This is a genomic window from Embleya sp. NPDC055664 (assembly GCF_053618075.1).
On the sequence record NZ_JBSHGZ010000011.1, the window covers coordinates 24,611 to 35,827 of the forward strand.

Here is an 11,217-nt window from a genome sequence, read left to right on the forward strand (position 1 = left end):
ATGAACGACAACGAAGAGCAGCGACGGGGGCCCACGCCCGAGAGCGCCGACGGTACCTACATCGGCGGGCAACTGGCCCGGGCCCTCCGCACGGCCGCGACCCACGAGGACGCGGACACCCGCCGCCGTGCCGAACTCCGGCTCGGGCGTTGGCGCCAAGTGCTGCATGGCCTGCGCGACGGCTCGTTGCGGATCGGCTCGCGCACGCCCGTCGCCGAGTTCCCGGCCTGGGTGACGCCCGAGGTGGTGCGCGGCGGGTTTGCCACCGGGGCGGCGAGCGCGGGCGGCCCGCTGCTGCCGCACGAGGTCGAACTCGCGCGCCGTGTAGGCGTACCGGCCGATCGGCGCGCCCTGTTCGAGTATCACCTGAGCGATGCGGGTCTGGCCGAACTCACCACGATGCTCGACAGCGGGCACTACGAGGTGACCGTGCCGGAGGAAGCCGCGCTGCTCGCGGTGGCCTGGTCGGCCCGGGCGGGCGAGCGGGCCGCGGCGCTCGAACTCCTGGAGGTGATCGCGCCGTTCGCGGACCGCCTGCGCTTCGCGCCGCGCCCGACGTCCGCCCCCGCGCCCGACCCCTCGACGGCGTACCGGCGTACGGTCGGCGAGGCCCGCGCCGAGGTGGCTCGGCGACCGCCGAAGCGCGCGATCGAGGCGATGCGCGAGGCCCTTGCCGTCTGGAACCCGTTCACGGACGAACTGCTCACGCTCTGGCTGGACGTCACCGACGTCGACACCGGCCATGTACTCACCCGCGACCCGGACCCGGACTGGCGGCTGCGCGGACGCGAACTGCTGGACCGGTACGAGGTGTTGGCGGCCGAGCATCGTCTGTGCGGCAAACACCGCGACCCGAAGCAGAATCAGAGCATCCTGCGCACCGCGCTCGCGGATGTCCTCGCCGGACGCCCGCTCGACGCGCGCCGGCTCGGACTGGTCCGGCACACGATCGTGTCGATGGTGGGTCGGCGCGGAATCCCCGGATCGGCCGAGCACACACGGCTGCGCGAGCGGCAGGCGGACGATGCGAAGCGGCCGATGCACCACGAGCTGGCCCGCGTGGTGGTGCGGCGGTTGGGCGACCTGCCGCAGGATGCCGGGACGACCGACACCGGTGCGCTGCTCGGGCCGGTCACGACGGCCGAGCACGAGGCGACCGGTGTGCCGGCGCACGCGGAGATCCCGGTGGCGATCCGGCAGTTGGTCGAGCGGGCGCTGAGTGCGCCGATCGGGACGCTGATCGAACGCGGCATCGTGCCGTCGGCCGAGGTACTGGCCGAGTTGGTACCGCAGTTGGTTGCCTCGACGACGGCACAGGCATACCCCGAGGCGTCGTTGCGGGCGCTGATGAGCGCGCACCACCGGGCGTTCGGCAATCGTCGCTCGTTGTTGCTGGTGAATCTGCAGCACCAGGTCCGGGCCGAGGAACTGCCGTGGGTGGCCGCGGTATCCGGTCGGCGCGAGCACGGCGTCGAGGCCCGGGAGCAGGCCCGGACGGTATTGACCCGCCTCGGCGAACTGGCCCTGACCGGCTTCCCGGCGACGATCCTGCCCAACCCGATGATCGCCCAGCTGTCCGCGCTCACCGCCGGCGCGGGGGTGCGGGTGCCGTGGGTGGAGGAGTTGGCGGCGGACATCTTCATGGGCCGGTTCTCCCGGAAGTTCCTGGGCGCGGCGGTGCTGGCCCGGGAGGTCCTGGAAGGGTCTTTGTACGAGCGGTACTTCGACATCGATTACGCAGCGATGGCGGAATGGGTGAACGGGGACCCGGACTGGCGTGCGTACTCCGACGCGTCGCTCGCCCGGTTCGGCGAGATGTGCCGGTCTCGGGGCGGGGTCGGGTCGGGGTGGTCCGTGGCCTCGAACGGCGTGGTGCTCGAACATGCGCAGATCCTGACCACGCACAACCTGGCGGCGCTCGCCGGACCGGTCGGGGTCGAGCCGAACTGGGCCGACCTGGCCCGGCGTTCGTTCACCGCGGTATGCCGGTTGACGGCGCGCACACAGGGCAACCCGCGGCCGCTGGGCATGGTGAAGGACGCGGCATACGCGTGGCGGCAGATGGTGTTCCACCTGTCGCTGTGCGGCGAGGCGGAGCGGGCCGCGGTGGAGTCCTGGTTGGACGACGAGACCGCCCGGTATCCCGACCACGTGGGCCGACGGCTGGCACCGGCGGTGTTCGGGCTGCGCGCGGTCGCCACCGGCGCACGCTTCAACGCTCGGGGCACGCTCGACGACGGCGCGGGCCGACGGCTGGTGGGGTGGACGACGAGCCGGCATTGGTTGTTGGAGTCGCGGTAGGGGCTTGGGCCGGTTCCTACAGGTCCGGCCATCCTTGGCGCAGGTGGGTGAACACGACGTCCAGCGCCCGGCGGGGTTCGGGTTCCCCGCCGGCCAGGTCGGGGGTCTCCAACACGTAGCGGGCCAGGACGCGCAGCGACAGGTCGTCGGGGTCGCGGCCGGTCTCCTCGGCGATCACCCGGACCAGGGCCGCCTCGCAGCCGATCCACAACGATCTGGCGTACGCGCGCAACGCCGGGGTGGCCACCACGAGTTCGGCCCGACGGCGGAACTCGGGATCCGGGTCGGGTCGGAACGGCCCCCGCCAGGTCAGGAACGTGTGCAGGGCGGTGAGGATCGAGCTGCCTTCGGGGCGTTCGCGGACCGCCGCGATCAGGGCAGCCTCGCGCTCGTCGCCGTCGTTCAGGATCAACGCTTCCTTGCCGCCGGGGAAGTGCGCGAAGAGCGTGGTCACGGCGGTGTCCGCGGCCTCGGCGATCTCGGCGACGGTCACCTCGGTGAAGCCGCGCTCCAGGAACAGGCGTAGCGCGGCGTCGGAGAGGGCCTTGCGGGTGGCGGCCTTCTTGCGCTCGCGGCGGCCGAGGGGTTCGGAGGGGGCGGGCGTTGCGGCGGCGGCCGGGGTCTCCGACGCGGGTCGGGATTTCGCCGCGGGTTGCCGGCGGCGGCTCGCGGGAGGCTGCGCGGGTGTCTGCGGCCGACTGTCGGTCATGGGGCGATCCTAGCAAAGTCGCAGGTACTACGGATCTGTAGTGATGGTGTAGTCGTAGTGTCGAGGATTTCATCGTGACTATGAATCCGTAGTGATTGCGGTTTTGTAGTGAGTGTGGTCCTCTGGAAGGGCGCTCGCCCCGTTCGCGCGGCTCGCCCGGCTCGCCTTGCTCGCTTGTCGCCGTACGCACCGTGTACGCCGAGCCCGTGCGGCGCTCGCCCGGCCCACCCCCGTTCCGCCCCTGATGCCGACCTGCCTCCGGAGTCCGCCATGTCCGTCCTCACCGAACCCGCCCCGACGCCGGCGCAGGCGTCACCCTCACGAACCGTCCTGTGGCTGATCCTCGGCCTCGTCCTGGTGGCCGACGCCCTGGACATGATCGACTCGACGGTGACCAACATCGCCGCGCCCACGATCGTGGACGACGTCGGCGGCGGCGAGACGCTGATCAAGTGGCTCGGCTCGGCGTACGCGCTGGCCATGGGTGTACTGCTGGTGGTCGGCGGTCGCCTGGGCGACAAGTTCGGTCAGCGCCGGCTGTTCCTGATCGGCATGATCGGCTTCACGGCGGCCTCGGCCGGCTGCGGACTGGCGCCGGATCCGGTGCTGCTCGTGGTCGCCCGGGTGGTCCAGGGCGCCTTCGGGGCGCTGCTCCTCCCGCAGGGCATGGCGATCATGACCAGGACGTTTCCGCGCGAGATGTTGGCCAAGGCGTTCAACCTGTTCGGCCCGCTGCTCGGCTTGGCCACCGTCGGCGGCCCGCTCCTGGCCGGGTTCGTCATCGACGCCGATGTGGCCGGGCTGTCCTGGCGGCCGATCTTCCTGGTCAACCTGATCCTGGGCGGTATCGGCGTCATCGCCGCGCTGCGCCTGCTCCCACACGACGACGGGGATCGCTCGCTCACCGTGGACGGGCCCGGCGCCGGCTACCTGGGCGTGACCATGTTCGGCTTGATGTTCGGCCTCATCGAGGGCTCCGCCAACGGCTGGGACGCCCTGCCGATCGGCTCCCTCGTGCTCGGTCTGGTCGCGCTGGCCCTGTTCGCGCGGCGCCGGCGAACCGCCGCGAACCCGCTGATCAAGCCGTCGCTGTTGAGCAATCGCGGCTTCACGGCCGGTCTGATCGTCGGCCTGCTGTTCTTCGCCGTCACCAGCGGATCGACGTATGTCGTCTCGCTCTTCATGCAGCAGGCCCTGAACGCCGGTCCCCGCGACGCGGCCCTCGGCCTGCTGCCGCTGACCATCGGGATCATCATCGCCGCCGGCGCGTGCATGGCCCTCACCCGGCGACTCGGCCGCACACTCATCCTCATCGGCATGCTGATCACACTGGTCGGCACCGGATGGCTGCTCGCCCTCGTCGTCGCGCACGGTACCGACCTGAGCCTGTGGGCCCTGGCCCCGGCGGTGCTGGTCACCGGCCTCGGGATGGGTACGTGCTTCGGCACCATCTTCGACATCGCCCTCGGCGACATCGCGCCCGACGAGGCGGGCAGCGCCGGCGGGGCGCTCACCGCGATCCAACAACTGGCCGCCGGCATCGGTTCGGCGACGGTGACCACGATCTACTTCCACGCCGGCGCCCCCGCGCACGCGATGACGGTCAGCCTGGTCACGGTGCTCGTGGTCACCGTGGTGTGCCTGCCGGCCGTACTGCTGTTGCCCCGCAACGCACCTGCGGAGCAGGCTCGTTGACGGCGGACTCGCGGTGTCAGGCGGGCGGGTTGGCCTCGGTCAGGGCGGTGCGGGCCTCCTCGATCGAGGCGGTGATGCCCTTCGCGTCGGCCGCCTCGGCGAGGACGCTCGCCTCCTCGATCAGCGCGAGGGCGTCGTCGCAGCGGTCCTGGCCGGCGGCGATGTAGGCCAGACCGACCAGGTTGGCCGCGACCCCGGCGGGGAAGTCGAGTTCGCGGCGCAGTCGGGTCGACCACTCCAACCGCTCCCGCGCCTGGTCGAGCCGGCCGGCCCGGTGTTCGGCGATGCCCAGGTGCCGGAGCGCGTACGACATCGTGCGCGCGCCGAAGGTGAAGGTGCGCGGTACGGACGTCGCGGGTGTCGTCGAGGCGGTCGGCCCGAAGGTGACGCGATTCCGGCCCGGGGACCAGGTGTTCGGCACGTGCCGAGGCGCCTTCGCCGAGTACGCGTGCGCGGCGGAGGACAGGCTCGCGGTGAAACCGGCGAGTCTCGACTTCGAACAGGCTGCGGCCGTCGCGGTATCCGGCTACACCGCGCTCCAGGCACTTCGGGACGCGGGGCGGGTGCGGTCCGGGCAGGCGGTGCTGATCGTCGGCGCGGCGGGCGGCATCGGGACGTACGCGGTCGGGTTGGCGAAGGTGTTCGGCGCGCGGGTCACCGGCGTGTGCAGTACCGGCAAGGCGGAGTTGGTGCGCTCGCTCGGTGCGGACGAGGTGATCGACTACACGCGCGAGGACTTCACCGACGGAACACGCCACTGGGACCTGATCGTCGACACCGCGGGCCACCGCCGACTGACGGACCTGCGCCGCGCGCTCACTCCCCGGGGCACCCTCGTACTCGTCGGCAGCGAGACCGGGGGGCGATGGCTCGGCGGCACCGACCGCACCCTCCGAGCCCTGCTCCTGAGCCCCTTCGTCCGCCATCACCTTCGCGGCCTGGTCTCCACCGAACGCCCGGACGATCTGCGCTTCCTCCGCGAAACAATCGAGAGCGGCCGGCTGACCCCGGTACTCGACCGCACCTTCCCTTTCACCGAACTCCCGGAGGCTGTGCGGTATATCCACGCCGGCCATGCACGGGGCAAGGTCGTGGTGACGATCCCGTAGCACGCGGGGCGCCCGTCGGCCGCGCCGACGACGACGTGGCGTCGGATCTCGCCGGTACGCCCCGTAATTCGTGAGGCGTCCCGCCCCCAGCCGCCCCTCCAACAATGCGACCCAAGTCGGGGGCGGCCATCCACCGTCACCCTCCGGTCGCGCGAATTCGTGCGCCCGGGAGCGCACTCGGCTCAGCCCTGCGAGCGATCCACAAGTCCGTCGCCTGCTGCGATCTTGGTCCGCGTACGGATCGACCCACGTCGGCCCATCGAACACGGGGACCCCCACATGCAGCCGCTGCACCACACCGAATCACGAGACGGCCGCCCCTCCACCTCCACCACCGCCCGCCCGGGACGACTTCGCACCGCGTGGCACGCCGCCCACGAGCCCGTGCCCGGCGTGTCCCGCCGCGTACAACTCGTCGCCTACGCGGTCCCGTTCACCGTTCTACCGGCCGGCCTCTGGCGGCTCGCGGCGGTCTTCGACAACAACATCGGCATCGGCGAGCGGTGCTACATCGTCTTCCTGTCCGCCTTCTCCGAGGCCGTCGCCTTCACCGCGATCGGCCTGATCGCCGGCTGGGGCGAGGTCTTCCCGCGTCGGATCCCCATCCTCGGCGGCCGTCGAGTCCCCCCGAAGCCGGTCACGATCGTCGCCGCCCTCGGCGCCACGTTCCTGACCCTCTTGTGGACGGTCCTGACCCTGGCCACCGAAATCATGGGCACCACCATCCGCGGCGACGACCTGCCCGACGACTTCCCGAGCCGGGCGGGCGGCTGGGAAGCCGCCTCCTTCTACATCTGCTACGCCCCGTTGATCCTGTGGGGCCCGCTACTCGCGATCCTCACCATCGCCTACCACCACCGCCGAAAGTGACCCGAACACGGGCGGCGCTACCTGTCAGTCGGCGTCCGGCCAAGCCCGAACGGGGCCGGTCTTGGCCAGATACGCCTCGGTCTCGGCCCGGGTCAGCACCGCCTCCAAGGTGAGGTCGCCGGGCAGGGCCGGGTAGAACCGGCCGGCGGTCCAAGTGCGGCCGTACGTCGGCGGATCCAGCACCAACAGGCGCTCTCCGTCGACGAGCGGGATGTCCGCCGGGCAGCCCTCGTTCCAGATCCACGAGCCGTCCGCCGCGCACAGGTTGAACGCGCCGGTCGTCTGCAGTTCCCCATCGAGCGCGGCATCCCGGGCTGCGGCCACCGCCTCGGCCGACGGCGCCTCACCGGCGATATGACCGCCTCCGACGAGGAGATGCGCCAAGAGCGTGTGCAGTTGGAAGTTGTCCCCGATCCGACTCACCCGCATCCGGTATCCCGTCCCGGAGGGACGGTGCAGAACGACCAAGGGCTCGTCGTCGAACATCTTGAGCAGGTAGCGCAGGCACTTCAGGTCCGCATCCCCGCGCGCGGCCTCCTCGACCAGCGCGACCAACGTCCCGTCGGCCTGCACCGCCCGGCGTATCTCGGCGTGGAGGAGCACCGCGACCCCGGCCATCTCCCACAGCGGCAACTGCATCCACGCGGACACCGCCCCGAACTTCCGCCCGTCCATGCCACCGACCGCCGCGATCCGCTCCACCACCTCGCCCAGCATCAGGTGGTCGCGTTCCGGCAGTTCGCCCCCGACCGTCTCCTCCCACAGCGCCGGAAACGCCATCACATCACGCATGGCCTCGCCCACCCCGGCCAGGATCGGCCCCGAACAGGCCTCCGGATCGGCCCCGTGCTCCACACAGGCCCCGACCATCACGGCAAGAATCCCCTCGGCCCCCATCGGAACCCGCGGCAACAACGCCGCCATCCGCGGCCCCGCCTCCACACAACTCGCCGGCTTCGCCCCTTGCAGCGCGCCGCTCAACGCATGAAATGCCTCATTGAGCAACACTTCATCCTGCTCCCCCAAGGCCCGCTCAAGCCGGTCAACCGCCTTGGACAAAGCACGCTCACGAAAGATCATGCGCGCAACATAGCCACCCCCACTGCCACTTCCCCCGACCGGTCGCGTCACTCAGTAGTCGCAACCCCAGTCGATGCAACGCAGCGGAGAACCAACATCGGACAACCCCACCCGGTGCACGTTTTCCACACCGCGCAGGTGAAGCAGCCGATGCTCGGGGAGCAATCGCGCCCGTTCGGGAGTCGCGTCGCCAACGATGAACCACGAGGTAGCACCCAACTTCGGCGTCAACCAGCCGCATTCGCGGTGCGGCCACTCGGCGGCAAGCGCCGCGACAATGGCAAGCCCGCGCCCCTCTTCGAGCACACGGCGGGGCGGGGGCCAACCGCAACCGATCTCACGGAACACCACAGCCAGGACCGGCCCCCGGTCGCCCACCCCACCCGTGACATCGAGCGTGTACGAGGTCACCACAGAACCTCCCCGCAGCGCCTCCACCACCAACTCGGTAACCATCAACCCGACATCGGCACGCCGATCACCATCAATCCCGATCCGGTCACACACCTCCCACACAAGATGCCGCGCAACCCACGCCGACCCGGGAACAGCCGGAAGCGACCTGGCCACACCCACGGAAGTGGTCAATGGCAAGGTCACGGCCTCCCCGAACGACCTGGAGATTGCTTCGGCGGAGTTCGAGCTCGCCCAGGTCACGCGAGCCCCGTCGCGGGAGCCGGGCTACCGGGAGCGCACATCAGGCTCGCGCACAGCAACTCGACGTGCCCCCCATCGAGCAAGAGGTTGATCCGGCCCACTGGCGCAGCGCTCGCATCGCACAACAGAAGGGGAACCGTGATGATTTCGGTGATTCCGTCGCGAGCGACCGGACAGTCGGGATCGATGACGGTGAAGCGGATGTCGGTCATGGGTCACCTGGCAGGTTTCGAAGTTCCGAACGCGACTGCGACGCGATGTTCGTACCGCATTCGATGGCAACATGACGAAGGTGCGTTGTGATGACCGTAAGGGGGTTATAACGGAAGGTGTGCACGCAGTTTGCGTGTCTTCGGGAATCGAGGAGCGAATGGACGGGTCCGGCATCGGCCGCAGGATCGCCTATTGGCGCGCTCGGCGCGGACTGACGCAGTCGGAATTCGGCATCCTGATGAGCCAGTCACGGCGATGGGTGCAGGATCTGGAAGGCGGTCACCGGCAGTCCGATCCTCGGATCTCCGTCGTGGAGCGCGCGGCGCAGGTCTTGCACGTCGCGTGGCCGATCTCCTTGACGGCGGACAGATTCGGCCGACGGTAAAGTGCATCGACGCCCACGAGTTGGCGCAGATTCGTGCCACGGTCAACCACCCCGAAGTCATCCTGGCCGGCTTGGGTGCCGACGACGAAGACGCACCGGTTGACCTTGACATGCTGCGCAGGCGGGTGGCGTACGGGTGGACCGCCTTCCAGGCCGGTGACTACGTTCCGCTCGGAAGAGAGCTTCCCGACCTGCTGATGACCGGCAGTCGCGCCGTGGTCCGTGCCGACGGGGATCAGCAGATGTCCGCCTATGCACTTCTTTCGATGACCTACCAACTGACCGTTGCCGTTGCCACCAAGTACGCCGATCAGAACCTTGCGCGGCATGCTGCCGATCGGTCACTCGTCGCGGCCGACAGGTCTCATGACCCCGTTGCGATCGCGGGTGCGACTCGGCATGTGGCCGACGCCATGTTCCATGGCGGTGAGGGAGCTGCGGCGGTTACCTTCGCCGCTGCCGTGGCCCGGACACTCGAACGGGATCTCGTGGCCCGTGGCACGCATGGACTCAGTGTCCTGGGCATGCTCCATCTGAAAGCCGCCATGGCCGCCGCCGACGCCGGAGCCCGAACTCAAGTGCCCGAATTCCTGGCCGAGGCAGAGGTCGTGGCCAACCGGCTCGGAGCCGACGCAAACGTCTTGTGGACCGCCTTCGGACCTACGAATGTCCGCATTCACCGCGTCTCCGCCCTCGTCCGCCTGCAACAGGGCGGCGACGCCATCGCGGAATCCGCGCGGGTGTCCGCCAGTTCGCTCCTGACGCTGCCCAGAGAGCGCCGCGCCCACCACACGGTCGATGTAGCCATGGGACTGTTCGGAGCACGGCGACGCGGCGAGGCCGTCGACAAGCTCTTGGAGGCCGAACAGACGGCTCCCCAAGAAGTCCGCTGTCGCCCTCGAACCCATCAACTCGTAACCGACCTGCGAGCTCTCGGGGTGGGTGGTTCGGCAGAGCCACGCTTGCGCGCCTTTGCCCAGCGGTGTGGGATGCCGGCATGACCCAACGAGTGCTGTACATAGTCGCTTGCGCAGCGCCGCCCACGACACGTATCCGGGTGGGAATCAAGCGCGCACAACACCGAGGATGGGACGCCTGCCTGATCACCACGCCCTCTGCGTATCGCTGGATCGAAGAAGAAGTCGACGAATTGAGTACGTTGACGGGCCACCCGGTTCGCTTCCAGTACAAGTTGCCCACCGAGGCCGATGTTCTGCCTTCTCCGAATGCCATCCTCGTTGCACCCGCGACCTTCAACACACTCAACAAGTGGGCACTGGGCATCGCCGATACCCTCGCGCTGGGACTGATCACCGAAGCGATCGGGCTTCAAATCCCGATTGTGGCCCTGCCATACCTCAACGTCGCCCAAGCCGCCCATCCCGCACTGGCACGCAGCACGCGCGAGTTGCGTGCGGCCGGCGTAACGGTCCTCCTCGGAGGCGACGGCTTCGTCCCTCACGTACCGAAACACGGGAACCTCGACGCCTACCCCTGGGACGCCGCATTGGACGCCCTGCCACAAAAGGAATAACGACTCGAAGAAGTAGGAAAGCCACGGCGACACCTGCCGGCTCGCCTTGGATGCCTTGGCGCACACGCCGAAGGGACACCGCAACGTGATCGTGGATCAACGGTTTCGTGAGGCTCTGGCGCCGCCGCTGGTGTTGTGACAGCGGCACGCGCCATCGGGCACCGTGGTCCGTATGACGAATCCTTCGGTGGGCGGCTTCGATCGGGCCGAGATCACTGACGTGCTCAGTCCTTTGGCGAGCCGGCTTCGCCCCTGCGGCTCCACGTCACGTCGAACCGGGATCTGACCCGAGGGCTTCGTGCGACTTGGTGCCTGGCGTTCGCGAGGGGTATCGATCGCGGGTTGGGGTCCAGTGTGGGCGTCCGTCGGCGAGATCCCGCGAGAGCGGGACGCGTGCCGTCGCGGGTGGTGACCGTGGTCTTGCTGCGGCGCAGGTGAACGTTCCCGATTCTTCCGGGAGTTCGATTCCCGGACATCGACCCGACGCGGCGCCGGACCACCGGTCGCGCGATGAGGCGACTCGGTCGGTCGGATCGGAAGGGAGCGGGAAGAAGCGGGAGGGAGGCCGTCGATCGCGCCTGCGCGGGCGCGAAGAAACCCCCGGGGGGGGACCCGTAGGGATGCCGGGTGGGCCCCGAAGGCCGGACGGACGGGGTGACCGGGG

General features: G+C 69.6%; 12 protein-coding genes. 7 read left to right on the top strand and 5 right to left on the bottom strand.

What is annotated here, in order from left to right; genetic code table 11:
- Positions 1–2,301 (top strand): hypothetical protein, encoded by a 2,301-nt coding sequence (locus ACWGR4_RS20030; protein WP_452131622.1) that lies wholly within the window; start codon positions 1–3, stop codon positions 2,299–2,301.
- A 16-nt stretch (positions 2,302–2,317) separates the two neighbouring features.
- Here ACWGR4_RS20030 and ACWGR4_RS20035 read toward each other — a convergent pair whose 3' ends face one another.
- Entirely contained in the window at positions 2,318–3,010 is a 693-nt protein-coding gene (locus ACWGR4_RS20035; RefSeq protein WP_452131621.1) for a TetR/AcrR family transcriptional regulator, read from the bottom strand.
- A gap of 270 nt (positions 3,011–3,280) precedes the next feature.
- On the opposite strand from ACWGR4_RS20035, the gene ACWGR4_RS20040 reads away from it, so the two are divergent.
- Positions 3,281–4,705, top strand: coding sequence for an MFS transporter (locus ACWGR4_RS20040; RefSeq protein WP_452131620.1), 1,425 nt, complete (start codon positions 3,281–3,283; stop codon positions 4,703–4,705).
- Between the two features lie 16 nt (positions 4,706–4,721).
- Here the strand turns inward: ACWGR4_RS20040 and ACWGR4_RS20045 are convergent, their stop codons facing one another.
- Entirely contained in the window at positions 4,722–5,018 is a 297-nt protein-coding gene (locus tag ACWGR4_RS20045; RefSeq protein WP_452131619.1) for a hypothetical protein, read from the bottom strand.
- Between ACWGR4_RS20045 and ACWGR4_RS20050 the strand changes: the two genes are divergently transcribed.
- Both ACWGR4_RS20050 and ACWGR4_RS20055 read left to right on the top strand, forming a co-directional pair.
- Positions 4,990–5,814, top strand: a complete 825-nt coding sequence (locus ACWGR4_RS20050; protein WP_452134222.1) for an NAD(P)-dependent alcohol dehydrogenase — start codon at positions 4,990–4,992, stop codon at positions 5,812–5,814. The two genes, ACWGR4_RS20045 and ACWGR4_RS20050, sit on opposite strands and share 29 nt — an antisense overlap.
- 279 nt (positions 5,815–6,093) lie before the next feature.
- Entirely contained in the window at positions 6,094–6,684 is a 591-nt protein-coding gene (locus ACWGR4_RS20055) for a hypothetical protein (RefSeq protein WP_452131617.1), read from the top strand.
- Between the two features lie 24 nt (positions 6,685–6,708).
- Here the strand turns inward: ACWGR4_RS20055 and ACWGR4_RS20060 are convergent, their stop codons facing one another.
- The 3 genes from ACWGR4_RS20060 to ACWGR4_RS20070 form a co-directional block, all read right to left on the bottom strand.
- Positions 6,709–7,692, bottom strand: coding sequence for a hypothetical protein (locus tag ACWGR4_RS20060; protein ID WP_452131616.1), 984 nt, complete (start codon positions 7,690–7,692; stop codon positions 6,709–6,711).
- 123 nt (positions 7,693–7,815) lie between these two features.
- A complete protein-coding gene (locus ACWGR4_RS20065; protein WP_452131615.1) occupies positions 7,816–8,364 on the bottom strand; it encodes an ATP-binding protein in 549 nt (182 codons plus the stop codon).
- Positions 8,365–8,417: 53 nt separating this feature from the next.
- On the bottom strand, positions 8,418–8,633 hold the full coding sequence (locus tag ACWGR4_RS20070) for a hypothetical protein (protein ID WP_452131614.1): 216 nt from the start codon (positions 8,631–8,633) through the stop codon (positions 8,418–8,420).
- A 158-nt stretch (positions 8,634–8,791) separates the two neighbouring features.
- Between ACWGR4_RS20070 and ACWGR4_RS20075 the strand changes: the two genes are divergently transcribed.
- Genes ACWGR4_RS20075 through ACWGR4_RS20085 form a run of 3 tightly spaced genes read left to right on the top strand, consistent with a single transcriptional unit; the run spans position 8,792 to position 10,553 of the window.
- Positions 8,792–9,019 carry a helix-turn-helix domain-containing protein gene (locus ACWGR4_RS20075; RefSeq protein WP_452134225.1) on the top strand — a complete coding sequence of 76 codons (228 nt, stop codon included), beginning with the start codon at positions 8,792–8,794 and terminating at the stop codon, positions 9,017–9,019.
- Positions 8,977–10,020: a helix-turn-helix domain-containing protein gene (locus ACWGR4_RS20080; RefSeq protein WP_452131612.1), complete on the top strand. Its 1,044-nt coding sequence runs from the start codon at positions 8,977–8,979 to the stop codon at positions 10,018–10,020. Before ACWGR4_RS20075 ends, ACWGR4_RS20080 begins: the two co-directional genes overlap by 43 nt.
- A gap of 56 nt (positions 10,021–10,076) precedes the next feature.
- A complete protein-coding gene (locus tag ACWGR4_RS20085; RefSeq protein ID WP_452131611.1) occupies positions 10,077–10,553 on the top strand; it encodes a flavoprotein in 477 nt (158 codons plus the stop codon).
- Positions 10,554–11,217 lie beyond the last annotated feature (664 nt).

Excerpts from the sequence above, each read along its gene's own strand:
- ACWGR4_RS20030 (WP_452131622.1), top strand. The coding sequence starts at position 1 with ATGAACGACAACGAAGAGCAGCGACGGGGGCCCACGCCCGAGAGCGCC.
- ACWGR4_RS20035 (WP_452131621.1), bottom strand. The coding sequence starts at position 3,010 with ATGACCGACAGTCGGCCGCAGACACCCGCGCAGCCTCCCGCGAGCCGC.
- ACWGR4_RS20040 (WP_452131620.1), top strand. The coding sequence starts at position 3,281 with ATGTCCGTCCTCACCGAACCCGCCCCGACGCCGGCGCAGGCGTCACCC.
- ACWGR4_RS20050 (WP_452134222.1), top strand. The coding sequence starts at position 4,990 with ATGCCCAGGTGCCGGAGCGCGTACGACATCGTGCGCGCGCCGAAGGTG.
- ACWGR4_RS20045 (WP_452131619.1), bottom strand. The coding sequence starts at position 5,018 with ATGTCGTACGCGCTCCGGCACCTGGGCATCGCCGAACACCGGGCCGGC.
- ACWGR4_RS20055 (WP_452131617.1), top strand. The coding sequence starts at position 6,094 with ATGCAGCCGCTGCACCACACCGAATCACGAGACGGCCGCCCCTCCACC.
- ACWGR4_RS20070 (WP_452131614.1), bottom strand. The coding sequence starts at position 8,633 with ATGACCGACATCCGCTTCACCGTCATCGATCCCGACTGTCCGGTCGCT.
- ACWGR4_RS20075 (WP_452134225.1), top strand. The coding sequence starts at position 8,792 with ATGGACGGGTCCGGCATCGGCCGCAGGATCGCCTATTGGCGCGCTCGG.